The sequence below is a fragment of the Kribbella sp. NPDC050459 genome, assembly GCF_040655315.1.
Classification (GTDB): Bacteria; Actinomycetota; Actinomycetes; order Propionibacteriales; family Kribbellaceae; genus Kribbella.
Genome location: NZ_JBFAJQ010000025.1, coordinates 36,311 through 61,811, shown reverse-complemented (window position 1 = coordinate 61,811; position 25,501 = coordinate 36,311). Strand labels below are relative to the sequence as shown.

Genomic DNA, 25,501 nt, shown 5'->3' with positions numbered 1-25,501 from the left:
CGTGCTCGCCCGCGTGTAGCAACACATCGACTTCGTTACTGTGGACTATGCGGTCCCGCCAAGAGCTGACCCCTGCTACGCGTCGGGGTCAGCTCTTGGCGGGACCTCTCATCTCGGGCATCCGCCGCTCGATCCAGGACCGGATCCGGCGGCGGGTACGGCGGACGTACCAGGTCACCACGCCGAGCACCGCGCTCAGCGCGAGCACCGCGCCGGCCAGCACCGCGGCCGGGATCCGGACGACGTCGACCAGCCCGGACAGCACGAGCAGCAAGATGCCGGCCGCAGCTGTTGCCGCGGGCAACCATGGCTCGAAGACCGCGGGCCGGCGCGCGGGGCTCAGCTTGGCGCCGCGCACCATCCGGTCCCAGACCGTCTGCCGTGCCGGTTCGGTGAACCAGCGCGCGGCCCCCAGCAGCCACGAACCCGGCTGCTGCTTGCGGCCCGCAGCCGCCTTCACCCAGTCGCCGACCTGCGGACCGAGGCCGCCCGACACGTCGACCATCCGGTCGGCGAGGCCCTTGGTGATCGCGCGACCCTCGGGAGACGCGTTCAGCTCGTCCCGCATCGTCACCAGCGCACCGAGGCCGGCGTCGACCGGGAAGTCCCTGGCCAGCCGCTCGATCCGGCCGGCGACCGCGTCGAGCTCCCAGCCCTCGGCCCGCAGCACCTCGCGCTGCGTCTCGCGGATCCAGTTGGCGTCCGCACCGAGCATCGAGCCGAGATGTGCGACGCAGTGCAGCCGACCCATCAGCCAGTCCCATCGCCGCCAGTCGGCCGCGCCGAACGCGCCGAAGTGGCCGACCTGGCTGCCGTACAGGATGCGGTCCTTCAGCTGGTTGGCGATCGATCCTTCCTGCAGCTCGTCCAGCACCGCGAGCGGGATGTCCGGCCCGAGGCGCAGGAACTGGAACGGCGCGCTGCGCTGCTGCGGCGTGCGCGCCGACGTACAGCGGGACACGATCTCGACCTCGAGCGCGGTGTCGACGAGCTCCCAGCCGATCACCGAGATCAGCGCGGCGAACGCGTCGCCGAGCGCGCGCTGGATCTGCAACTGCTCGAAGATGTCGTTCAGCCCGACCGCGACCGCCTCGGCGCCGCCGGCCGGGCGCAGGTCGAGATCCGCGGCCGCCAGCTCCGCGTTCAGCGCGTCCCGGACGGCCTGGACCTTCATCAGGCAGTCGCTCGCCGCGGTCAGCCGCTTCTCCAGGTCGGCGCGCTCGGTCGGCGCCGCGGCGCCCACCCGGTTGCGCAGCGAGCGCAGGATCAGCCGGACGATGCGCTCGGCGGCGCCGGTCCCCCACAACCAGCTCGGGTTGCCCTCGGCATCGTCGCGGATCGCCGCCGTCGAGCCGTCCGGGCCGGGCACCCAGGGATGCTCGGTGGTCAGGATCTCGTCGATCTCCGACTCCGACAGGGCGGTCGCGGCATCCAGCACGGTCGACTGGTCGTGACTGGCGATCGTCACCGCCTCCCACACGCCGCCGGCCGCACGGCCGCGCGCGTAGGCCGGCTGCAACGCCTCGGCCGCCGCCTTCAGCCGCGCCCGGTCCTCTGGTTGCTTCAGGCAACGGTCGAACAGCCGCTGGGTGTCCGACCAGGACGCGTCCGCCTCCAGGAGCAGCCGCTCCAGCTGCTCCACGTCGGAGCGGAAGTCGACCTCCCGCGGGAACTGGACCGCGGACAGCGCCGCCACCCGCCAGCTCGGCTCCTTCGCCCCGGGCAACGCGGTCGCCGCGCGCCCGATCCCGGCCGACGGTACGACGTACAGCACGTAGCGGCTGGCCTTGCCGGCGACCGGGCGCCGGGCGACGACATCGAGCACCGGGCCGAACGGGGCGTTGTCGAGGACGCCGCCGTCGATGAGCCAGGAGCCGGACTCGGCCGGGCCGGGCTGGATCCGGGGCGGTTGCGCGGCCAGCTCCGGCGTCTCCAGCACCGGGCCGAAGGCCGCCGGGAACGACGCGGACGCACGGGCCGCGCGCGCCAGCAGGTCGGTGTCCTTCAGCCCGTTCTTCACCTCGACGGTGAACTCCCGGCGCACACCGTCGTACGTCGGCGCATCCTCACTCGTGAAGCCGAACAGGTAGCGATGGTCCGGTACGACGAACGCCTGCCCGGCCGCGTCCTTCGCCTCGAACTGCTGCACACCCAGACCGGACGCGGTGACGAACAGCGTCACCGGCTCCTCGGCATCGCTCTCGCCCGCGTCGGCGACACCCTTCAGCAGGTCCTCGAGTTGCTGCAGGAAGTACTTGCCGTCGAGCACCGACGTCGACTTCGCGCCCGCGGACGGGACCAGCTTGCCGACGTCGAGCGACCCGAGCCCGACCCATTTGCGGCGCAGCCACGGACCGTCGTCGCCGTCGGGGTCGAGGGTCGAACCGTTCGCGATCGCCGTCGCCAGCAGCGAACCGTTCAGGCCGCCGGCGCTGGTCCCCGCGATCACGTCGACGACCACACGGCGCCGTTCCGCGCCTTTGTGGCACAACTCCCGCCAGCGGTCCGCGAGCACCGCGTCGTACTGCTGCGGGCCGGGCGCACCTTGGTCGCCGGACGCGCGCCGGATCAGATCGAGCTCATGCGTCACCCCGCCCATCCAGACCGCCAGGCTGACACCACCGTTCAGAACCAGCGCGATCCGGATCTCGTGGTCAGTCGACATGGGCGCCCCCTTTCACCCAGAGATACCACAGCGTTGCGCTCGAGGTGGGGTGGTCGCGGTTCGCGTGTTGGCGACGCCGGCGCCGGTGCCTGTCAGGCGCTGTCGCGGATGATCAGTTCGGTGTCGTAGATCTCCGGCGTGGTGTGTTCGGCGCCGCCGATCTTGGCCAGCAGGATCTCGGCGAGGCGGGCGCCGAGTTGTTCCACGGGCTGGCGGACGGTGGTCAGCTTCGGGGTCGTCGTGGTGGCGAGGACCGAGTCGTCGAAGCCGACCACTGCGACGTCCGCGGGCACGCGGCGGCCGTGTTGCGACAGCACCCGCAGCGCCGCGGTCGCCATCAGGTCGGACGCCACGAACAGGCCGTCCAGATCCGGGTGCTCGTCCAGCAGGCGCAGGGCCGCCTGCTCGCCACCGTCGGCGGTGAAGTCGCCGTACGCGATCATCGCGGGCAGGCCGGCTTCCTTCATCACTTCCTGGTAGCCGGTCAGGCGGTCGATGCCGGCCGTCATGTCGAGCGGTCCGGCGACCGTCGCGATCTTGCGGCGGCCGATCGACAGCAGGTGCTCGACGCCGGTCCGGGCGCCGGCGACGTTGTCCACGTCCACACTCGCCACCGGTACGTCGACCCCGAGCGGCCGCGCGCTGAACACGATCGGCAGCGGCAGCTGGGCGAGCTCCTGCAGCACGTTGTCGCGGCCGTGGTGGCTGATCACGATCGCGCCGTCGACGTGCCCGCCGCGCAGGTACCGCAGCAGACGCTGGTCGTCGGCTCCGGTCGGTTCCGCAGCCGGCTCGATCAGCAGCACGAGCTGGGACGGCGTGGGCGCGAGCGTCCGGCTGACGCCGCTGAGCATGCCGGCGAAGAACGGGTCGGAGAACACCCGGCTGTCCGGTTCCGGGACGACGATCGCGATCGAGTCGGTCCGCCGCGTCACCAGCGCGCGGGCCGCCCGGTTCGGCACGTAGCCGAGCTGCAGGATCGCCTGCTCGACCGCCGCGACGGTGTCCGGCAGCACCTTCGGCGATCCGTTCACCACCCGCGAGACGGTCGCCCGCGACACCCCGGCGAGCGCCGCGACCTGCTCCAGTGTCGGAGAACCAGACCCGTTCATCGGCCCTCCTCAGTTCTCGATTGGCCTGCGTTCACACCGTAGTACCTCCGAGGACGAACGTGCGTCGGTCGTTGCCGGGAGGGGAGGGTGTGTTGGCAGAAATCCTTCAGTTGCCGGCGCGGGTGTTCGCGGTCTTCTCCGCCTCGGCGAGCGCCTGGTCCCAGGCCGCGGCCGAGGTCTGCTTGCCGTCGTCGACGCGCGCCAGCGCCGCGCTGAAGATCTGGTTGATCTCTCCGTCGCGAGGACCCTTGTGCTGCTTGAGGATCACGTTCCGGGCGCGGTTGACGAAGATCTGCCCGACCGGCGCGTTGTTGAAGTACGCGTTGACCTGCGACTTCACCTGCGGGTCGTCGTAGGCGTCGACCGTCGACGGGAAGGAGCCGATCTTCTTGAAGACCTTCACCTGCTGCTCCGGCGCGGTCAGCCAGGCGGCGAGCTTCGCGGCCTCCTCGGGGTGCGGCGACTGCGCCGGCACCGTCAGGTACGAACCGCCCCAGTTTCCGCCGCCACCCGGGAACACGTCGGCGACGTCCCACTTGCCCTTGCCGTAGGCGCCGGCGTTGTCCTGGATCACGCCGAGCAGCCAGCCCGGGCAGGCCATCGTCGCGAACTTGTCGCTGCGGAACGCCGCGTTCCACGCGTCGCTCCAGGCCGGCAGCCGCGCGGACAGCCCGTCCTTGCTGCCCCCGACCACCTGGTCCCAGGTGTTCTTCAGCAGCGGGTTCTCGTCGCCGAGGAAGCGGTCCTCGTTCGAGTAGTAGGCCTGGATCAGCTGGTTGCGCATCGCTTCCCAGGTCAGCACCGCGGAGTCGTACCAGGCCGAGCCCGGCACGCGCTGCTTGAACTTCCGGCCGGCCGCGAAGTACGACGGCCAGTCCTGGAACAGCTCGGCCACCTTGGCGCGGTCCGTCGGCAGCCCGGCCTTCGCGAACAGGTCGCGGCGGTAGCAGATCGCCTCCGGGCCGATGTCGGTGCCGTAGCCGATGATCTTGCCGTCCTGCGTGGTCGCGCCGGCCACCTTCCAGTCCAGCCAGCGGTTCCGCAGGTCGTCCCCGCCGTACTGGCGCAGGTCGACGAACTTGTCGTCCTTGGCCAGGTACTTGTAGATCCAGCTGACCTCCATCGCCTCGATGTCGGCCAGGCCGGTGCCGCGGGCCAGGTTCGCGTCCAGGTTCTTGACGTGGTCGTCGACGGTCTTGGCGTGCTTCTCCACGATCGTGATGTTCGGGTGCTGCGCCTCGTACTCGGCGTACAGGTCGGCGTACCCGAACTCGTTGAAGGTGGCGATGGTCAGCTCGATCTTCGGCCCGTCGGCACTGGACCCGGCCGATTCGGTGCTGCCGGAGCCACTGCCGCAGGCGGCGACGAGCAGGATCGCGGCGCATGCCAGCACGCCGGCTACGGGGCGATAGCGGGCACTGGGCCGCATGCAAAGCTCCCTGGAACTTGGACGGAGTTGAGAGCGCTCTCGGATCGCGAAAGTGAGCTGAGTCTCAGGGGTCCGCACTGGATATGTCAAGCACCCTGTCGTCACTCTGAGATACGAGGCCGAACAGGTCCGGACATAGTGTCATCGCTGGTCACGCTGCGAATCACGACGATCACCGAGGGCGCTGAACGCCGGGAGTTCGCTGTGCGTGATCAGCGCTTCACAGGTGGGCCGACGGAGTCGCGGACCACGACGACGGTGCCGAGCGTGGTCATCGGCTGCTGGTGCGCGAACGGATCCGCACTCGGCTCCTGACCCGCCAGACCGGCCCGTACGGCGGCCCGTCCGAGCTCCTCCAGCGGCACCCGGACCGTGGTCAGCGCCGGCTGCAGCTCGGTCGCCACCGGTACGTCGTCGTACCCGACCACCGAGACGTCGTCCGGGATCCGCAGACCGCGCTCGCGCAGAGCGGCGTACACACCGGCGGCGACGATGTCGTTGGCGGCGAAGATCGCGGTGAAGTCGAGGCCGTCATCGAGGGCCTTGAGCGTCTGCTGATAACCCCATTGGCGGCCGAACGCGCCGGTCCGGACCAGGCGCGGGTCGTGCTCCAGCTTGCGGGCCGCGAAGGCTTGGTGGAATCCACGCAGCCGGGCGGTGGTCGTGGACAGGCTCGTCGGGCCGCCGAGATACAGGATCTTGGTGTGCCCGGCGCTGAGCAGGTGGTCGGTGATGGCGGCGGCGCCGCCGATGTTGTCGTACTCCACGGCGTACGCCGGGACGCCGTCCTCCAGCCCCGGCCGGCCGCACAGCACCAGGCTGGACCCGCTGCTCGCCAGCTGCCGGGCCCGCTGCCCGACCGCGGCGAAGTACTCCTTGTCCTCGACCGCGCCGCCGACCAGGATCACGGCGTCGGCGCGCTGCTCGAGCAGCAGGTCGACGAACCGCAGCTCGGCGGCCTCACCGCCCTGCGTCGAGCAGACCAGGCAGAGCCGCCCGGAGGCGAGCGCCTCGGCCTGCACGCCGCGGGCGATGTAGGCGAAGAACGGGTCGACGATCTCGCTGACCACGATGCCGACGACGCGGGTGGTGGAACCGGCCAGCGCGCGGGCGTGCGCGTTCGCGACGTACCCGAGGTCGCGCATCGCGCGCTCGACCGCGGCCCGGGTCGAGGCCGCGACCGGATAGTTGCCGTTGACAACTCGGGAGACGGTCGCGGTGGAGACACCGGCCCGGGCGGCCACGTCCCGGATCGTCCGGGCCGCCTCGGGGTCACGCCGGCGCGCCCGTGTCCGGGGCGGTTCCGCCGCCATCACCCACCTCCTCACCCAGCTGTACGCCGGCCCGGGTACCGTCGGCGAACCGCACGGTGACGTGGAACCCGTCCACCGTCACCTCGATGCTCTCCGCCAGCTGCCGCGGCCAGACCGTGTCGCCGGACAGTACCACCGCCGAGACCAGCACCCGCGGACCTTTCCCGTCGTGCTCGGCGTCCAGGTACGGCGTGGCGGAATGCGGGCCGAACGCGTTGGTGTCGAGCCCACGCCGTACGTCGGCGCCGCCGTAGCCGTACAGGCCGATCATCGCGGTGGTCAGTCGATCGATCCGCGTCGCCTGCGCCCAGACATCGCCGGTCTTCGCCTCGGGGCGGTGCTCGCCCGCGACGGCGTACCCTCCGTGCCGCACGACTCCGGCCGGGCCGTCCACGAGGACGCAGCGCACCTCGATGCGCCCGTGCACCAGGCTCGCGATCTCGATCCGCGACTCGCCCGCCCGCCACCAGGAATGCGCGTCGGCGATGCGCTCGATCCGGGTCCGCTCGCCGGCCAGGCTGATGTGGTTGTCGAGCTGCTCGTCGGTGAACTCGGGGCCTGTCCGGCTCGAGTAGGCGAGACGGTTGTAGTGCGGATCGCCTTCGGCTCCGTGGTCGCTGCCGTGGTTGAGGAGGCGGACCAGGCCGTCGTGTTTCGTCGCCTGGACGAGGAAGCCCGGCGCCGGCATCGCCCGGATCTGGTCGTGCTCGTCGAGCGGCAGCGCGGCCTCGCGGGCGGTCCACACCTCGTGGTCGGCCGGGAGCAGCAGCCCGAGGAATCCCTTGGACGCCCAGTACGGCGACGCGGGTCCGGAGTACGGCTGCGTCGTCGGCAGGAAGTGGTGGTGCCAGCCGAGCGTCAGGAGGCCTCGGTCGTCCGGCACACCGTGGTCGACGAAGTGCCTGAGGGTGCCCGAGCAGAGGCGGCGGGTCTGACCCGGAGTGAGCGGCGTGGCCTCGAGGAGCGCGCCCATCCAGTACGGCGCCGCCGTGGCCATCCGGTAGCAGAGGGAGCGACCGAAGTGGATCGGTGCGCCGTCGGTACCGGTCAGATGGACGGCGTCCTCGAGGAAGCGGTGCAGACGTTCCTTGTAGACCTCGAGGCGGCCGGCCGCAGCAGGTCCGGCCATCCGCGTCCACAGGCCTGGGTACAGGTGCATCGCCCAGCCGATGTAGTGGTCGAAGTTCTGCCCGGGGCCGTCGGAGTACCACCCGTCGCCGACGTACCAGTCCTCGATCCGGTCGAGGCCCGCGTCGATGTCGTCCTGCGCGTACGGCGCTCCGACGGAGGCGAGGAACTGCTCGCCGACCACCTGGAACAACCGCCAGTTGTTGTCCCACGTCCGTGACCCGACGAACCCGCTGAGCCAGTCGACGACGTGTTGCTGCTCGCGTCCATCGAGCTTGTCCCACAGCCATTCCCGCGACTCGTGCAGACCGACCGCGATCGCCGCCGCCTCCACCATCTGCTGGGAGCACGGCGTCAACCGCGGCCACTCACCCGCCGCACCGGCCACCAGGCCACGCGCGTACCGCTCGACCAGCCGGTCGTCTCCCCCGGTCGCAGCAATCCGGAACGCGGCCAGCAGGAACGACCGAGCGAACCCCTCCAGCCCGTCACAGTCCGCCCCCGACCAACTCCCCCGCCCCGGCAACCGCACCTGCGCCCCACTCGGCGTGAACCAAGGCACCAGCGAATCGAGCAAGTGATCCGCCACCGCCAGCCAGGTCTCCCGCGTGTACCCGGTCCGCGAAGAAAGAACCCGATCCGGCGCCGGCAACCGCAACTGCCGCACACGCCCCTCCTGCTCCGCATCCACACCCCATCCGGCGCTCACGCGCCCCGCCCCACTCCGCAGGCACGCGACGTCACACGAGGGGATAACCCCTGGCGGTGGGGGTTCTCTGCTGGCACACCAACGGAGAACCCCCAACTCGCGGGGATATCCCCTCGTGCGACGGACAGCCGGATCCTCTGCTCGGTGCGGCTCATGCGATTCGCCTCAGGTCTTCGTGGGTGATGCCGTGGGCGAGGGGCCGGCCGGCGGCCAGTCGCTCGATCTCGGCGATCGCGGAGTCGCCCAGGCGGGTGGATTCGTTGCCCATGGCACCGGCCAGGTGGGGGGTGATGAAGACGTTGGGGAGTCGGAGCATCGGGGAGTCGAGCGGGAGTGGCTCGGGGTCCGTGACGTCGAGGATCGCGTCGAGGCGGCCGGAGACGCACTCCCGTTCCAGGGCGGCGTGATCGACGACCGGGCCGCGCGCGGTGTTGATGAGCACGCCGCCGTCCGGCATCGCGGCCAGCAGCTCCGCCGACACCAGCCCCTCGGTCTCCGGCAGCAGTGGTGCGTGGACGCTGACGATGTCGCTGGCCGCGAACAACTCCGGCAACTCACACCACCGCGCGCCGTACGCCGCAGCCTCCGCCCGACTCAGGAACGGGTCGTACACCAGTACGTCGACGTCGAGCCCGCGGAGCCGTTCGAGCACCAGCCGGCCGATCCGGGACGCCCCGAGGACGCCGACCGTCGTACCCAGCGCGCCGAGGATCGGTGCCCCCGGCAACGGTCGCTTCACGCCCGAGGTCCGGAACCAGTCGCGGTGCCGGAAAGCCCGCTTGCCCGCCATCACGATCGCCGCGACGGTGAACTCCGCGACCGGCACCGCATTCGCGCCCGCCGCCGACGACACCTCCACCCCGCGCTCGAAGACCACCGGGTCCACGAACGTCTTGATCGTCCCGGCCGCATGCACGATCGCCCGCAGCTTCGGCGCCGTGTCGAGCACGTCAGCGGTGATCCGCGGGCACCCCCAGCCGGTCAGCAAGACCTCCGCGTCGGCCAGATCGTCGGCCACCTCCGCGAACGAACCGGCCAACCGCGGCACACCGTCGACCACCCCGCCCCGCGGCAGGCCGGTGTCGAGGCCTCCCGGGACGTCGAGGCCGAGCACCTCGGCGACGGCAGCGAGACGGGCGCGCGCCGCCGGCGTGACCACCTCGGACCAGGTGTCCGCGGGCATCGCCACGAGCGTGCGCAACCGCGGACTGCTGCCCCGGTCGGGTTCAGGATTCGGCACGGATCACTCCTAGTAAACGGTTACTAAGAACCGTAGGCAGACCGTCGACCATCGGTCAAGACAAGTTCCACGAACGTTTGACAGCAAGGCGCCGAACGTTTCATGGTTGCTGCCACCACGACAGCAACCGTTTACTATCAGGAGGCGCCCAATGCACCGCGTCCGCCGCTCCCCCGGCCGCGCCACGTCCTGGTCCGCCCGCCGGGCAGCCTCCCGAGCCGCCCGCCGAGAGCAGCACGGCCGCGGAGGTCCTGGGTTGGGGGCCCGGTTGTGGCGGGATCGCGTGATGCTGTTGCTGGTGTTGCCCGGGTTGCTGTTCTTCGTGGTGTTCCACTACGTGCCGCTGCTCGGCAACGTCATCGTCTTCCAGGACTACCAGCCGTATCTCGGGTTCAAGGAGAGCCCGTGGGTCGGCTTCGGCAACTTCGCGGTGTTCGCCGAGCCGGACTTCTACCGCGCGCTGCTCAACACGCTGAAGTTCGCCGTCCTCCAGCTGGTGCTGTTCTTCCCGGCGCCGATCGGGCTGGCGCTGCTGCTCAACAGCATCGTCAGCCCGAAGATCAAGCGGTTCGTGCAGAGCGTCGTGTACCTGCCGCACTTCATCGGCTGGGTGATCCTGATCTCGATCAGTCAGCAGCTGATCGGCGGCACCGGACTGCTCCCGCAACTGCTCGGCGAGCTCGGTCTGCCACGCGTCGACCTGATGACGAGTTCCGGCTTCTTCCCCTGGCTGGTGACGCTGCAGCTCATCTGGAAGGACGCCGGCTGGGGCACGATCATCTACCTCGCCGCGCTGCTGAACATCGACACCGAGCACTACGAGGCCGCGGCGATCGACGGCGCGGACCGCTGGCGGCGGCTGTGGCACGTCACGCTGCCGGGCATCGTGCCGGTCACGTTGCTGCTGCTGATCCTGAACCTGGGCAGCATCCTGTCGGTCGGGTTCGAGCAGATCCTGCTGCAGCGCGACGCGGTCGGCGCCGACGCGGCCGAGGTCCTCGACACCTACGTCTACTTCCACGGCGTCCTCGACGGCCAATGGGGGCCGGCAGCAGCCGTCGGCCTGGTCAAGGGCGCCATCGGCCTGGTGCTGATCCTCGGCGCCAACAAACTCGCCCACCGTTTCGGCCACGAAGGGATCTACAGCCGATGAAGACCTCGCAGCGGCCGCCGTGGATGGAGGCACCGAGCAAGGCCGGGCTGGCGATCAAGGGCGTGGTGATCGCGGTCGTCTGTCTCCTGGTGCTCTACCCGTTCGTGAACATCGTCGCGACGAGCCTGGCCGGCGAGTCCGAGATCACCCGGCGCGGCGGCATCATCCCGTTGTTCCCGAGCGAGCCGACACTCGCGGCGTACAAGACGATCTTCGCCGGCGGCGTGGTAAGCCATGCGCTGCTGGTCAGCGCGGGCATCACGGTCATCGGTACGGCGCTGAACCTGGTCGTCACGATCGCGCTCGCGTACGGGCTCAGCCGGCCGATCGTCGGCGGGCGGTTCGTGTTGACAGCCGTATTGTTCACAATGCTCTTCGGGGCCGGGATCATCCCGAACTTCCTGCTCGTCAAGGCGCTCGGGCTGTACGACTCGTACGCGTCGCTGATCGTCCCGGGCCTGGTCAGCGCCTTCAACTTCCTGGTGCTGCGCAACTTCTTCCAGAACATCCCGGCCGAGCTGCTCGACAGCGCCCGGATCGACGGCGCCGGCGACCTCGCGATCCTGCTCCGGATCGTGCTGCCGCTGTCGAAGGCGGTGCTCGCCGTCGTCGCGCTGTTCTACGCGGTCGGGCACTGGAACGCGTTCTTCAACGCACTGCTCTACCTCAGCGACACCGGCAAGTGGCCGCTGCCGCTCGTACTGCGCCTCTACGTCCTGCAAGGACAGCCGGTCGGCGGTGCTGCCGAGTCGCCCGGCGAGGCGGTCGCGTCGATCCAGGCCGTGCAGATGGCGGTCGTCGTCGTGGCGCTCGTCCCCATCCTCTGCGTCTACCCGTTCCTGCAGCGCTACTTCACCAAGGGCGTACTCACCGGCGCCATCAAGGGTTAGGAGAAACACCGTGACCACCAGTCGCAGAAGCTTCCTGCGGAGCGCAGTCGGCGTCGCCGTGATGAGCGCCACCGGCGTCCCGACGCTGGTTGCCTGCAGCAACGGCAGTACGGCGTCCGGGCCCGCCCGCGCGTCGTCGGTGACGTTGCCGACGTACGTCGCCTTCGACGGGCCGAAGCCGGACCTCGCCGGCACCGCGGACGGCGTACCGCCGGGATACCTGACGTACCCGAAGGACCTCGTCACCACGGTGAAGACGCCGCCGCTGTCCGGCGGCAAGGTGAGCGTGATGACCGACATCTTCGACCCGCTGCCGCCGGCCAAGGACAAGAACGCAGCCTGGCAGGCGGTCGAGCAGAAGCTCGGCGGCACGCTCGACCTGACGATCGTCCCGGACAGCGACTGGGCGACGAGGTTCCAGACGGTGCTCGCCGCCAACGAACTGCCGGACCTGGTGCTGTTGTCGGATTCGAGTCTTGTCAACAATCTACCGGCCTTCTTGTCGGCAAAGTGCACCGATCTGACGCCGTACCTGTCCGGTGACAAGGTCAAGGACTACCCGAACCTCGCGAACATCTCCCAGGTGATCTGGCAGGCGTGCGTGGTGCAGGACAAGATCTACGGGCTGCCGATCCCGCGCAGCATCACCGGCGGCGCGGGCTTCTACAACAAGCGGCTCTTCGACGCGGCTGGTATCGAGTACCCGGCGACCGCCGAGGACTTCCTGGCCGCCTGCAAGGAGCTGACCAGGCCGCAGCAGGGCCAGTGGGCGATCGTGAACTCCAAGGGCAACACGTTCTTCACGATGATCCAGCAGATGTTCGGCGTCCCGAACGGCTGGAAGGACGACGGCGGCAAGCTGACCCGCAGCTTCGAGACCCCGGAGTACAAGGCCGCCCTCGAGTTCGCCGTCCAGCTCGTCAAGGCCGGCGTGACCGTGCCCGGCTCCGACGGGATCGACGGCACCGCCCGCAAGAACGCGTTCCGCGCAGGCAAGGGCGCGCTGGTGTACGACGGCTTCCCGGCGTACTCCGGGTACGTCAAGGACATGTCCCGGCTGGACCCGAAGAACGACCCGCGGGCGTTCGTGCCGATGGCGCCGAAGGGCGGCAAGGCGAACACCTGGTCGGACAACATCCTGTTCGCGTACACGCTGATGAAGAAGGCCGACGAGCAGCGCGCCAAGGAGCTGCTCGCGGTGGCGAACTTCTTCGCCGCGCCGTTCGGCAGCACCGAGAATCTGCTGCTCACGTACGGCGTCGAGGGCGTCGACTTCACCCGCGACGCGAAGGGCAACCCGACCCTGACCAGCAAGGGCGAGGCCGAGATGACGGTGCCGTGGAAGTACATCACCGCCCCGCCGCAGGCGCTCTACAACGCCCAGTTCCCGACCTATGTCGAGCGCGCGCACGAGGACCTGACCAAGCTGATCGGCATGGTGGTCAAGGACCCAACCGCGAGTCTGATCTCGCCGACCAACGACAAGTCCGGCGGCGACATCGGGCAGGCGCTGACCGACGTCCGCAACGACGTGATCGCCGGGCGGAAGCCGATCAGCGCGTTCGAGGCCGCGGTGCAGAAGTGGGCGAAGGACGGCGGCGACAAGATCCGCGGCGAGTTCGAGTCGGCGCTGAGCGGCGGTGCGAGCCCGCGATGAGCTGGCTGACCGAGGCGAGGTTCGGGCTGTTCGTGCACTGGGGCATCTACGCGGCCGCCGCACGGCACGAGTGGGTGAAGTCGTACGAACAGCTCAGCGACGACGACTACCAGCCGTACTTCGACCACTTCGAGCCGGACCTGTACGACCCGGTGCGCTGGGCGGACGACGCGTGGAACACCGGGATGCGCTACCTGGTGATCACCACCAAGCACCACGACGGGTTCTGCCTGTGGGACTCCAAGCTGACCGACTACTCGGCGCCGAACACGCCCTGGGGCAAGGACCTGCTCGCGCCGATGGTCGACGCGTTCCGGGCGCGCGGGTTCAAGATCGGGCTGTACCACTCGTTGCTCGACTGGCACCACCCGGAGTTCCCGGTCGACCTGTACCACCCGCAGCGCAAGGACGTCGACTTCATCGACCGTACGGCCGACCGCGACGTCTCGAAGTACGCCGACTACCTGCACGGCCAGGTCCGCGAGCTGCTCACGGAGTACGGGCAGATCGACGTGATGTGGTTCGACTTCTCGTACGCCGATCGCGGGTTCAACGCCAAGGGCCCGGACGAGTGGCGGTCGGCCGAACTGCTCGCGATGGTCCGCGAGCTGCAGCCGGGCATCCTTGTCAACAATCGACTGGGACTCGGTGCGGGTGACTTCACCACGCCCGAGCAGGTGCAACCGCCGGGGAACGAGGTTGCTGCCGGCAACGGGACGCAGGTGCCGTGGGAGGCGTGCCACACCCTCAACGGCAGCTGGGGGTACCACCGCGACAACCACGACTGGAAGTCGCCGGCGCTGCTGATCCGGATGCTCGTCGACGCGGTCTCGAAGGGCGGCAACATGCTGCTCAACGTCGGCCCGAACGGGCGTGGCGCGTGGGAGCCGCGCGCACTCGACGTCCTCTCGGGCATCGGGGACTGGATGCGGCTGCACGAACGGTCCGTGCGCGGCTGCGGTCCGAGCTCGTACGTGCCGCCGGCGGACTGCCGCTACACGCAGAACGGGCGGCGGCTGTACCTGCACGTGTTCGCCTGGCCGATGGGTCATCTCCATCTGCCCGGGCTGGGCGACCGCGTCGAGTACGCGCAGTTCCTGCACGATGCATCGGAGGTCAAGCGGGTGGACGTCGATCCGGCGGCGCCCGGGCACACGTACCTCACCGGCCTGCCGGAGAACACGCTGACGCTCAAGCTGCCGAACCGCGCCCCCGAAGTCGACAGCTGCGTGATCGAGCTCTTCCTCCGCGACTGAGCCCGCCCCGAACGACGAAGGCACCCACCTCGACCCGGTGGGTGCCTTCGTCCTTTTGTCTACTCGCGGATTGTCTACTCGCGGATCGCGGACGGGTCGGTCGGCGGCGGGGTCAGGTGCAGCGCGCCGATCCGGGCGATCGCCTCGGCGTCGACCGGGACGCCCCAGGCCCGGAAGAAGTCGCTCAGGTCGTAGCCGGCCGTCTGGCTGGACAGGACGACCAGGTTGCGCAGCCGGAGTACCTCGTCGGTGTAGTCGCTCGCGTACGGCCGCTCGACCCGGACCAGCTTGTGCAGGTCCGGCCAGAAACTGTTGCCGAACGCCAGCCGCAACTGCTCGAACATCACGAGCTTCTCGTAAGGGTCGAACGTCGTGCCGTAGTTCACGCCCGGCGTCCGCAGCTTGCCGGGGGCGCTCTGCCACGGCGTCAGCCCGGTCTTGGCGTCGGGTGCGTGCAGCCGCGGCACCTGGCCGTACTTCGTGGCGAAGACCGCGTTGACCGCGAGCGAGTAGATGTTGACCGTCACCTCCGTCAGCGAACTCGGCTTGTAGGTGATCTGCTGATGCTGGTGACCGAGCTCGTGGTAGATGCCCCAGCCGCGGGTCCGCAGGCCGGACACGGTCAGCATCCGGTCCTGGATCGGCGGCGGGAACGACATGTGCCCGTGCGTCGCGTACGCCCCGACGCCGGTGATCGCCGACGGGTAGCCGACGAAGTGGTACCGGTGCGCCAGGCGGGCGTGCGCCGGCGCGGATCCGTCGTACCCGCTGGTCGCGTCCTCGATCCCGATGATCTCCTCGTAGGTGGCCAGCAGGTCGGTGTGGTTCTCGGTGCGGTACGTCAAGGCCGACGCGCGTTCCACGGTGATCATCGCGTGCGGGCCGACGAGTTCGACGTACGGCGTGGTGCGCTCGTCGAGCTGGCGCTGGAAGTCGGCCTCGCCGGTGCAGCCGAGGACGAAGGACGGCATCGGCTGCGCCTGCTCGCCGATCGAGACCTTGGCCTGACCGGTGTCGCCGATCAGCTTCAGGTAGACGACACCGCCGCCGGCGTCGGTCACGGTGTTGCGACCGACCTGGAGCGGGTACTCGCGGGGCGACTTGAACTCCTTGCGGGCGTCGGCGTCGGGCGCGCCGATCACGAGCGTCGGAGCCTGGCTGCCGGCGTGGACGACCACGGTGAGCGCGGTGGCCGCCGGCAGGTAGAAGCCGGTCGGGCGGAGTTCGCTGGCGCTGAGCGAGTCCTGCGTCCGGTCGAGCTCGGTGGTGCGCGCCGACGGGAGCGCGGGGATGGTAATCGTGCTGGTTTGCGCTCTCGCGACAGCTGGTACGGCGGCCAGCGCCAGGCCGGCTCCGGCTACTTGAAGGACACGTCGCCTGGTGAGCTGCAGGGGGCGGGCGTGCGGCATCATCGAACAACCTCCTGGGGTTGTACTTGCCAGCACCCGGCGACCCGGCCGGCCCTGGTGGCCGGCCCCGGTTGCTTGCGAAAACTCAGTGGAAGGACACGCTGTGGGTGGCACCCTTGGTGCCGCCGACCGCGACGTCCAGGACAAGCTGCTTGCCAGCAGCAACTACCGTGACCGCCGGATCCTTCGCGATCACCTCGCCGACCTGCCGATCGACGGTCAGCCGGACGGTCTGCGCGGTCCGGCTCGGATCGGACACCGCGACAGTCGTCGTCGGTCCCTCCTTGCCGATCACCACCGAAGCAGGCCCGTCACACGCCACCGAAGGCGCTCCGGCGCCGCCCGGCACCTCGGACACGGAGCCTGCGGTCCAGAAGTTCACCAGCACGAGGTTCTCGCGGTGGGATCGAATGGCTTGGACATTCGGATTGTTGACAAGGATCGTCATCCCGGGATCGGCCGCCAACTCGGCCGTCCGCCGGCTGGTTGCGTTGGGCAACACCACGTACGCGTACGAGCCGACGTCCGTTCCGTGCTCCAGGACGAGCTTCGCGTAGCGGCGGGTGTACGGCGTGGTCGAGCCAGCCGTGTCGTTGCCGACGTTGATCTCGGACCAGGCCCCGGTCCGGTCCTCACGCTGCACCCGCAGACGACCACCGGCCGGGAAGACGTAGCCGGCAACGCCGTCCAAGTGGGCCCAAACCGGGTCTGAGTACGTCTGGTCCGCTGCCGGCCGCCCGTCGATCTGCAGCGCGGCCGTCCCGTTCTCGTGGAGATTCCGATTGTCGACAATCGTCTCCACCGGGTAGCCGTCGGTGCCGCTGATCCCGGCGCCGAGCGCCACGATCGAGTCCCGCAGACAGAACCAGGACTTCCTTGCCTGCAAGGTCTTGTCGTGGTTGATCAGGTGCATGCCGACCGCACCGGCGACGCCCCGGTACGACGCTCCGCCGACCCATTCGGCGTACGCCGCGACCGTCCCGGTGCCGCTGCCGGACCCACCCGGTTGCCGCGGCTGCGTGCTGACCGTCGTACCCGGCATGCGCTGCGCGTCGACCGTCGGCCAGTACGCGTCGTTGAACTGGGACTGGTCGTCGTTGTACAGGTACGTCATCCCGTCGCCGACGTACCAGCCGCGGAGGTTCTCGCCGTTGCCCCACTCGTAGCGGGCCATGCGCTTCGACGACATCGCGATCGCGAACGTCCAGCCCGGACGGCGGTGCACGACGCGGTCCTGGTTGTAGAACTGGACGTGCCGCGGCACGGCCGGCGCCGGCGTGACGGCGGCGTCGGCGAGCAGCGCCTTCGCCCGGGAGATCTCGGGGATCGACGCGCCGGGCAGGTAGTCGTCGAGTCGATCGCGGGTGATCCACCCCTTGGCCAGGGCCTTGTAGCGAGACGCGTACGGCTCGGCGACGCCGCTCGCGAGGAGCAGGACGGTCGACGTCGTGCCATGCCCGTTGCGGTGGTCGCCGGCGCGTTCGCGGGAGATCGCCCGGCCGGACACGCAGTCCATCATCAGACCGTCGACGACGAACGGGGCGAAGCTGGCCTCGACGGCGTCGAGCAGTACGGCGCGGTTCGGGTCCGCGATCTCCCAGGTGGAGCCGCCGAGCAAAGCGATCAGGTTCGCGACTCCGCCGAGCGCGACGTTGCCGTACGTACCGACGTACGCGAGGTTGCCGTGCTGGACGAACGAGCCGTCACGATAGAAGCCGTCGCCACTGGTGACGTAGGTGAAGACGCTGTTCTTCCCGGATTCGGCGACGTCGCTGAGCGCGTCACGGGCGGCGGCGAGTTTGGCGGCCGACTTGCCGACGATGCCGCGGAGCGCGACGATCAGCGCCTTGTCGACGCGGTTCGCGCCGGTCTCGCGGAGCGTGGGCGCGTTGGTCCGCCGGTTCGGATCGGGCACGAACCGGTCGACGGCCGTCAGGTACTTCGTGAGCTGGTCGGCCGACAGCACGTCGTACGCCAGGATGCAGGTGTCCAGCAGAGCGCGCGGCGAGCCGATCTCCCAGAACCACCAGTTCCCGGTCTCTTTCAGCGTCTCGTTGTACGCCTTGGCATTCAGGAAGTCGAGCGCGCCGCTGAGCAGCGAGCCGGCGTCGGTCAGCGTGGTCCCGGCGGTCGCACGCGCCAGCGCGATCGTCTTCAGGCGGGTGTAGCTGATGCTGAAGTTGCCACTGCTCGGACTGAGCGGCAGGTCCGGCCAGAGCGCCGGCCGGTCGGCCGCGGTGATCATCGTGTCGACGAACTGCTGGGCCTGCGAGCTCAGGTTCGCGAGCGCGTCGGCGTACGCCGGATCGGCCTCGTCGATCGCGCCACCGGTGCTGAGCTCGGCCCAGCGCGCCCGCAGGACGTCGAACTCGTCCTCGGCGAACGCGCGGGTGGGCAGCCCGAGCGTGCTGAGCGCGCCGGCGGCGAGCCCGGCCTGAAGCAACAGTCGACGACGGATGAAGGGCGGCATCGCGGACTCCTCGGGCGGCAGTAGTAAACGCTTACCGCACAGCCTGCCGTCTGCTCACAACAGTCGTCAACAGCTCACTGTGATCAGTTCTGATCACTTTCACGGCAGCAGGTCGCGGACCACCGCATCGGCGAGCAACCGCCCGCGATCGGTCAGCACGAGCCGCTCGTCGCCCGCCTGCCGGCCTTCGACGACCGCCAGGCCGTTGCCGACGACGTCGTCCACGGCAGCACGCCCCGCCGCGTCCAGCACAGCTAGCGGCAGCCCCGCCGACAGCCGGACCTCGAGCAGCACCCGCTCGATCCGCCGGGTCTCCTCGTCGAGGGTCTCGCGCGCGTGGGCCGGGCTCTCACCCGCGTTGATCCGCTCGGCGTACGCGGTCGGATGCTTGACGTTCCACCAGCGCACCCCGCCGACGTGGCTGTGCGCGCCCGGGCCGATCCCCCACCATGTGTCGCCGCGCCAGTACAGCTCGTTGTGGCGGCAGCGCGCCGCCGTACTGCGGGCCCAGTTGGACACCTCGTACCACCGCAGGCCTTCGGCCGACAGCAACTCGTCGGCCAGCACGTACTTGTCGGCGAGGTCGTCGTCGTCCGGCATCGGCAGCTCACCCCGCCGGATCCGCCGCGCGAGCTGCGTACCGTCCTCGATGATCAAGGCATAAGCGCTGACATGGTCCGGCTGCGCCGACAGCGCCGACTCCAGCGAGGCCCGCCAGTCGTCGAGCGACTCACCCGGGGTGCCGTAGATCAGATCGAGGTTCACGTGTTCGAAGCCGGCCGCGGTCGCTTCCTTCACCGCCTGCAAGGCTCTCCCCGGCGTGTGCTGCCGGTCGAGGATCCGCAGGACGTGCGACGACGCGCTCTGCATGCCGAAGCTCACGCGCGTGAACCCCGCTTCGAGCAACGCCTCGAGGTAGGCCGGATCCACCGACTCCGGGTTGGCCTCGGTCGTCACCTCCGCGCCCGGCGCCAGACCGAACTCGTCCCGCACCGCGGCCAGCATCTTCCCCAGATCCGCGGCGGGCAGGAGGGTCGGCGTACCGCCTCCGAAGAACACCGTCTCGACCGGCCGGTCCAGGTCCTGCAGGATGCTTCGGGCGAGCCGGACCTCGGCGACCGCGGTCTCGGCGTACGACGCCTGCGACCCACCGCCGCCCAGCTCCTTCGCGGTGTAGGTGTTGAAGTCGCAGTACCCGCAGCGCGACGCGCAGAACGGCACGTGCAGGTAGAACCCCAGCGGCCGCTCCGCCGCCTCACGGACGGCAGCGTCCGGCAGCGCCCCGTCCCGGGGCGCAACCTCCCCCTCGGGCAATGTCGACGGCACCCACCCATCGTACGGGGGTACCTAAGGACAGGTGGTCCTCCACCTTCGTCGCGATCGCCACGCTCAAGCCACCCGCGAACAAGCGGACACCTCCTGTCCTTCGGTCCCTCATGTTCCTTGACCAGCTCGCCGAGCGCGGCGGTAGCGGACAGTGCTGCAACGATGACATTCAGCTCATGGCGACCGAGGCTCAGCCTGTCGGACGCGCCACCCGGAACGCGCTCGTGGTCGCGATCATGCTCGGAATGTTGCTCGCGGCCCTCGACCAGACGATCGTGGCGCCCGCGCTGCCGACCATCGTCAGCAACCTCGGCGGCGCCAACCACCTGTCCTGGGTGGTCACGTCGTACCTGCTCGCCGAGACGATCATGACCGCGCTGATCGGGAAGTTCGGCGACCTGTACGGGCGCAAGCCGATGTTCCTGCTCAGCGTCGCGCTGTTCCCGGCCGGCTCCGCGCTGTGCGGGATGGCCGACTCGATGCTCTGGGGTCAACCTGCCGCTCGGTGTCCTCGTGCTGATCGTTGCCTCGATCACCCTTCCGTCGGTGAAGGCCAAGGTCGGGCCGACGGTCGACTACCTCGGCATCCTGTTCATCGGTCTCGCCGCGACAGGGCTGACGCTGGTGACGACCTGGGGCGGCAACGGCCGCGCTCGTCCTAGGGCACCACAAGCGCAACCCGGCACCCGAAGTACTCGCCGAGTCCGGCCTGCCGCTGAGCGCCGCAGAGGCCTGGAGATGTTCCAGCGCTTCGTCGGCGCCTTCCGCAGCTGGATGCTTGCCCGCCTCATCGACTGGGACCCCGACAACTCCGAAGCCTTCTCCCACGCCGTCCACCGCATCGCCGAGCAAATGATCGACCAAGGCCATTCCCTCACCACCGGCAACACGCCGCACTCGCGGCGAGTCAGGAGTAGAGCCCGTCCGTCTCCACCTGCCAGCTCTCCGAGATGGCGTGCGACAGGTCGTCGTCGGGTCCGACCTCGTTCAGGTACTCCGCGACCTTGCTCGCGGTTCGGCTCCGCGGCTCGACCAGCGGTTCGTCGTCGTAGTCCCCGTCCTCGGCGTCGTCGTCCTCGTCGTCGTACGGGCCCGAGCCGGTCGTCGCATCCACCTTGGCGAGCTCGGAGTCGAGCCGTTCGGTCTGTCCACGGGCCACGCCGACCTGTTCGATCCCGAACCGGAGGAGTTTCTCGGAGGCGGTTCCGATCTCGGCGAGCAACTCGCGGGTCAGGCCGGGACGGCTGCCCAGTTCCCGCAGCGTGAGGTTCTCGGCCTTCTGCACCGCGTCCGCGACGCCCTCGGCGTACTCCGGGCTGTCCTGCCGGCCGCTGCGGCGCAGCAACCGCAGATAGCTCGTGGTCGCGACCAGATAGTCCAGGGCGGATTCGCCGTACCCCGCCCGCAGCGCGTCACGGAGCTCGGAGGCCTCATGGACCGCTTCGGGGAACCGCTGCATCCGTTCGAGCACGCGCAGTACGTCGAGTGTCAGGCTGACCGCTTCCTCCGACCGCCGCCGGCGCAACGCCGCGTCCCGGGCGCCCCGCAGTACCCGCAAGGCCTCGTCGAACTGACGGAATGCTTCGAGCGCCTCCACCTCGGCCGACGGCACCAGCGACTCGCCGTTCGGTCCGCGACGCTGATGCGCCAGATCGAGCGCGACCTCGGGCCGGCCGGCGCGCAACTCGGCGGCGATCAGGGGCGCCGTCGCGGCCGCCCAGGTCTGGTCGTCGGCCTCGCGCATGATCTCGTCCGGCAGGCTGATCCGCCCCTCGGCCTGTGCCCACAGGTACTGCTGGCCGCGCGCGGGAAGCTCGTCGATCGAGTCCAGCAGGGACGGCAGCGCATCCTTGTCCCAGTGGGCGGCGAGGGTACTGCCGGTCTGACCGAGCATCAGCCGGTGGTACAGCTCCTCCGCCCGAGCGGCCGGGCCCCGCAGCCGCGCGTAATATCTGTACGCGGCCCGGTGGATCTTTGCGACCTGCGGCTTCTGGTCCCGCTGGAGCTTCGGCAGCATCAGCTTCCGGACGTCCGCGCGATGTCGCAGCGAACGGCCGTCGCTCGTGACCAGCGTCGCCTCCCGCTCCAGCTGCCGGAACAGCTCGTTCGCGTGCCGGTCGGTCTTCACCGTGATACCGCACGGTCTGGCCAGGACGTGCCGGATGACGTCCGGCGTCACCACCCGGACGACCAGTCCGGGGTGCGCGATCCGGCGTACCTCCCGGTTGTCGATGTGCATCAGGATTCGCCGGTACAGGACGCCCTGGATCTGGCCCTCCTGCAGCTCCAGGTCGAGCAGCGGATCATCGGCCTGGCTGACCCGGAGGATCTCGATCGCAAGGCGCAGGCTCAACGGGTTGCGACCGACCAGTCCGATGGTCCGCTCGGCCAGCTCCACCGATGCGGCCACCCCGTCCGCGTCGAGGATCATCTGTACCGCCGACGTGTGGTCCAGCTCGGTCAACGAGATCACCGTGGCGTCCAGCTCCGCACCCAGTCCGGTGTCGAGCGCCCGCCCCGCGATCACGATCCTTGTCATCGGGATCAGGCGCAGTAGCTGGTCGAGAAAGTCCTTCAGCACGTACAGATCGGTGATCCGGCGGCGCTGGACCTCCTCGAAGGTGTCGAGTACGACGAGCAGCCCGCCGCTGACGTACGGCGTGATGAGCTTGGCGGCCCGCGCGATCAGACTCCGGGACAACCGGGTGCTGCTCGTCGGCGCCGACGCGTGCGAGCTGAGGCCGAGGGTCTCCTCGTCGGTGTTCTCCTGAACCCGCAAATCGTCGATCAACGGCCGCAGTCGCTCCGACAGCACCGGCTGCTGGATTGTCAGCTGACGCAGGATCTCGGACATCAGCTGGGCGGGCCGGTCGGCCTCCAGCGCGCCCCGGTCGAAGTTGAGGTACGCGAACAGCCCGTCCGTCCGCCCGGTGATGAACTTCGCCAGCAGTGTCGACTTCCCGACCCCGCCGACACCCGAGATCACCAGCGGTCGCGTGCCGCTGAACAGGTGCTCCTGGAGCAACCCGAGTTCCGTCGTACGTCCGTAGAAGCCGTGGGCGCCGAAGGTCTTCAGCGGGGCGAGCAGTTCCTCCCGGGCCAGGGCCGCCTCGATGGCCTCGACGTTCCGGGCGGCCGGGAAGGCGTCGCTGAGCCAGCGCGCGACCTGCAGGTCCGCCGACAGCGATTCCAGCGTCGGCGGCTCACCGTCCGCCGTCGGCGTCGGGTCGATCGCGCGGGACAAGGCGCTCTGCGCGGGCCCTGTCGGGTTGATCGTCGTACGGCGGAGCGCATCGGCGGCACCTTTCGGGCCGAGGTCTCGCAGGGTCCGTCGGCGTACCGAATCGACCAGGGCCCAGTGCGCGGCGCCGTCCGGCCCGCGCACTCGGCGGCAGTCCTCGATCAGGAACTCGCTGATCACCTCGTCGACCTCGTCGGATTCGCCCGGAACGTCCAGCCACCAGGCATCGAACCAGACCAGGACGGCGGCCTGAGCCCGGAGCAGCTCCCGCGGGCTGGGCGGCTGGATCAGGTGGGTACGACGGCTCCGGACCGCCCGGCCGGCCGCCGTGCGCGGCTCCGGCAGGCTGGTCATGCGCTCTGTCCGATCAAGCTGCAGATGGTCTCCCGCGCGATCCCGTAGATCGTCTCGCCGGCGAGCGCGAACTCGTCCGCGACCGGGTCGCGTCCGTCCCACACCTGGGAGGTCCAGCCGTCGAGCTCGGCGTCGGTCGCCGGATAGCCGAGGTGCGCGGCGGCCACCGCGAACAACTGGCGGACGTCCGGACGCGTGATCGGGCTGATCGGCTCCTTGCGGGTCTGCGGCGGCACCAGGCCGTCGAAGCCGGTGACCACGAGTTTCACCTCACCGAGCTCGGCGTTGACGTCGACGGAGTGCAGCAGCTTCTCGACAAGCCCGCGCGCGTCGGGATCGACGTTGGCCCGGTCGAGTCCGTCGATCACGATCCAGCGCGGTGACCGCACCGGCGGGAAGTTGTCCCGCAACTCGTTCATCAGCAGCCGCGCGCGGGTGTGCGGATCGGGTACGTCGGCGACCACGTCCGCGCTGATGGCGAACTTGAAGTGACCCGCGAGCCGCTGCGCCAACTCGAGCGCGCCGAACCGCTCGGTGCCCCATTCAGCGACGTCGATCAACAGCACGGGGAAGCCCTCCGACCGCGCGAGCACCTGCACGAGCTGGTACGAGTACGTCTTGCCCGAGGCCGACCCGCCGGTGATGTTGAGCGTCCGGAAGCCCTCCTTGTTCAGTTTCCTGAGCTCGGCGCGAAGCTTGCCGCGGTTGATCATCGGCTGCGACATTCCCGAGCCGACGAACATCGCGTCGAGCGGATCCGGCGGCTCGTACCAGGCCGTGCCCCGCTTGGTCAGCTTGAGCTTCAGGTAGTACTCGAGGTCCTCGCGCCGCGCCGGGTACCGGTCCGCCATGTGCGCGACGACGTACCGCAGGCGTCCGCCGCGGCGCAGGTCCAGGACGTACCCGGTCCAGAACGCCTTGGCCTGGAACTGCTCGTCCCAGTAGATGTCGGCGACGTCGATCTCGTCGATCGACTCCAGCTCCTTCTCGACGTCCCGCCGGTACCGCACGAGCTCCGCCAGCAACATCGCCAGCGCCGTGGTTTGTTCGTCCTTCTCATCCGTGGACACCTCGATCCACAGCTGCCCGCTCATGACACCCCCTGCACCCCGGCCGCCGCGAGGTCAGCGACGACTCGGTCGATCCGCTGTCCCTGGTTCCGGTACTCCGGCTTGCCGTCGATCTCCCGCTCGACCCAGCGATGGTGCAACGCGACGACGTTCCACTCCTCGTCGAACACCGGTGCGCCCGACGATCCACCCTCGGTGTCCGTCCAGTACTGGACTACGGAATCGTCCACCGAACGCACCAGGTTGTGGTGCATCCCGATCATCTTCGGGCGGCCACCCGGATGCTGGATGATGTAGACCCGGTCGTCGACGGCCAGGTCGACCGTCGCGGCGGCGATCGACAGCGCCGGGAACCCGGGCGGGATCGGCGTGATCGCCTTCAGCACCGCCCAGTCCCGGTCGGCGCCCGCGGTCACCGAGCCGGCGTCGCAGGCCACGACGAACGGCTGCCTCGGCACCTCGGCCCGGTCGAGCTCCCAGCCGAACCACGCCTCGATCTCGGATGCCGCCGTCAGGACGCCGCCGATCTCCTGGAACACGACGTGATGGTTGGTCAGGATCAGGTCCGCACCGATCCGGAAACCCGTTCCGACGTACCGTTTCTTGCCGATCTTCACCTTGAGCAGGCAGATGGACCGGGCCCGGTCGAGTCCGACCTCGAGGAACGCGATGTCGAGCAACGTGTTCTGGCCCTCGACGATCTGCCGCTCGGCGCCCGCGTCCCCGCTGAACCCCTTCCACGGCGGGCCGCCGTCATCGTTCTCCTCCTCGGCCGGCGGGCTGGCCGGGTTCGCCGCCAGCGAGTCGGCCAGCGCAGGCGCCAGCCGGGGCTGCTTCCCGGCGACGTGCTCCAGCAACGGCCGCACTTGCCCGGTCCTGGCCGCTTCCTTCAGTACGGAACGCCAGATCGACTGCCCCGCTCCGTCGAAGTCGATCTCGCCGCCGTCGATGCCAACGTCGTCGACCACCTCGGCGATCTCCTTGTACCGCCGGTAGACCGAGGTCAGCGTGCGCAGGACGTTCTGTACGACGGGATCGCCGAACGGCAACGGGTAGCGGTCGAGCGGATGATCGGCCAT

Annotated in this window: 17 protein-coding genes; 5 read left to right on the top strand and 12 right to left on the bottom strand. The window is 69.6% G+C overall.

Going from position 1 to position 25,501, the window contains the following annotated elements; all coding sequences use genetic code 11:
- Positions 1-88: 88 nt before the first annotated feature.
- The 6 genes from AB0I12_RS42430 to AB0I12_RS42405 form a co-directional block, all read right to left on the bottom strand.
- On the bottom strand, positions 89-2,665 hold the full coding sequence (locus tag AB0I12_RS42430) for a DUF3376 domain-containing protein (RefSeq protein ID WP_359942158.1): 2,577 nt from the start codon (positions 2,663-2,665) through the stop codon (positions 89-91).
- Positions 2,666-2,757: 92 nt separating this feature from the next.
- Positions 2,758-3,777, bottom strand: a complete 1,020-nt coding sequence (locus tag AB0I12_RS42425) for a LacI family DNA-binding transcriptional regulator (RefSeq protein WP_359942155.1) — start codon at positions 3,775-3,777, stop codon at positions 2,758-2,760.
- 106 nt (positions 3,778-3,883) lie between these two features.
- The gene (locus AB0I12_RS42420) at positions 3,884-5,206 is read right to left on the bottom strand and encodes an ABC transporter substrate-binding protein (RefSeq protein WP_359942152.1); all 1,323 of its coding nucleotides are present in this window, start codon (positions 5,204-5,206) and stop codon (positions 3,884-3,886) included.
- A 212-nt stretch (positions 5,207-5,418) separates the two neighbouring features.
- The gene (locus AB0I12_RS42415; protein WP_359942149.1) at positions 5,419-6,519 is read right to left on the bottom strand and encodes a LacI family DNA-binding transcriptional regulator; all 1,101 of its coding nucleotides are present in this window, start codon (positions 6,517-6,519) and stop codon (positions 5,419-5,421) included.
- On the bottom strand, positions 6,479-8,314 hold the full coding sequence (locus AB0I12_RS42410; protein WP_359942146.1) for a DUF2264 domain-containing protein: 1,836 nt from the start codon (positions 8,312-8,314) through the stop codon (positions 6,479-6,481). Before AB0I12_RS42410 ends, AB0I12_RS42415 begins: the two co-directional genes overlap by 41 nt.
- A gap of 193 nt (positions 8,315-8,507) precedes the next feature.
- Positions 8,508-9,596, bottom strand: coding sequence for a hydroxyacid dehydrogenase (locus AB0I12_RS42405; protein ID WP_359942143.1), 1,089 nt, complete (start codon positions 9,594-9,596; stop codon positions 8,508-8,510).
- Between the two features lie 286 nt (positions 9,597-9,882).
- Between AB0I12_RS42405 and AB0I12_RS42400 the strand changes: the two genes are divergently transcribed.
- From AB0I12_RS42400 to AB0I12_RS42385, 4 genes are read left to right on the top strand one after another with little or no spacing between them, the layout of a single operon-like run.
- The gene (locus tag AB0I12_RS42400) at positions 9,883-10,749 is read left to right on the top strand and encodes an ABC transporter permease subunit (protein ID WP_359942140.1); all 867 of its coding nucleotides are present in this window, start codon (positions 9,883-9,885) and stop codon (positions 10,747-10,749) included.
- Positions 10,746-11,639: a carbohydrate ABC transporter permease gene (locus AB0I12_RS42395; RefSeq protein WP_359942137.1), complete on the top strand. Its 894-nt coding sequence runs from the start codon at positions 10,746-10,748 to the stop codon at positions 11,637-11,639. The genes AB0I12_RS42400 and AB0I12_RS42395 overlap by 4 nt, the downstream gene beginning before the upstream one ends.
- Before the next feature lie 10 nt (positions 11,640-11,649).
- Positions 11,650-13,296 carry an extracellular solute-binding protein gene (locus tag AB0I12_RS42390; protein ID WP_359942134.1) on the top strand — a complete coding sequence of 549 codons (1,647 nt, stop codon included), beginning with the start codon at positions 11,650-11,652 and terminating at the stop codon, positions 13,294-13,296.
- The gene (locus tag AB0I12_RS42385; RefSeq protein ID WP_359942131.1) at positions 13,293-14,552 is read left to right on the top strand and encodes an alpha-L-fucosidase; all 1,260 of its coding nucleotides are present in this window, start codon (positions 13,293-13,295) and stop codon (positions 14,550-14,552) included. Before AB0I12_RS42390 ends, AB0I12_RS42385 begins: the two co-directional genes overlap by 4 nt.
- Positions 14,553-14,626: 74 nt before the next feature.
- On the opposite strand, the gene AB0I12_RS42380 is transcribed toward AB0I12_RS42385, so the two are convergent.
- The 3 genes from AB0I12_RS42380 to hemW form a co-directional block, all read right to left on the bottom strand.
- Entirely contained in the window at positions 14,627-15,964 is a 1,338-nt protein-coding gene (locus AB0I12_RS42380) for a M60 family metallopeptidase (protein WP_359942128.1), read from the bottom strand.
- A gap of 82 nt (positions 15,965-16,046) precedes the next feature.
- Entirely contained in the window at positions 16,047-18,431 is a 2,385-nt protein-coding gene (locus AB0I12_RS42375) for a polysaccharide lyase 8 family protein (RefSeq protein WP_359942125.1), read from the bottom strand.
- A gap of 99 nt (positions 18,432-18,530) precedes the next feature.
- A complete protein-coding gene (gene hemW / locus AB0I12_RS42370; RefSeq protein WP_359942122.1) occupies positions 18,531-19,757 on the bottom strand; it encodes a radical SAM family heme chaperone HemW in 1,227 nt (408 codons plus the stop codon).
- Positions 19,758-19,933: 176 nt separating this feature from the next.
- On the opposite strand from hemW, the gene AB0I12_RS42365 reads away from it, so the two are divergent.
- Positions 19,934-20,419, top strand: coding sequence for an MFS transporter (locus AB0I12_RS42365; RefSeq protein WP_359942119.1), 486 nt, complete (start codon positions 19,934-19,936; stop codon positions 20,417-20,419).
- A gap of 245 nt (positions 20,420-20,664) precedes the next feature.
- Here AB0I12_RS42365 and AB0I12_RS42360 read toward each other — a convergent pair whose 3' ends face one another.
- The 3 genes from AB0I12_RS42360 to AB0I12_RS42350 are packed head-to-tail and all read right to left on the bottom strand — an operon-like array spanning position 20,665 to position 25,501.
- Positions 20,665-23,352 (bottom strand): AAA family ATPase, encoded by a 2,688-nt coding sequence (locus AB0I12_RS42360; protein WP_359942116.1) that lies wholly within the window; start codon positions 23,350-23,352, stop codon positions 20,665-20,667.
- A complete protein-coding gene (locus tag AB0I12_RS42355) occupies positions 23,349-24,446 on the bottom strand; it encodes a hypothetical protein (protein ID WP_359942113.1) in 1,098 nt (365 codons plus the stop codon). The genes AB0I12_RS42360 and AB0I12_RS42355 overlap by 4 nt, the downstream gene beginning before the upstream one ends.
- Positions 24,443-25,501, bottom strand: a complete 1,059-nt coding sequence (locus tag AB0I12_RS42350; protein WP_359942110.1) for a serine protease — start codon at positions 25,499-25,501, stop codon at positions 24,443-24,445. Before AB0I12_RS42350 ends, AB0I12_RS42355 begins: the two co-directional genes overlap by 4 nt.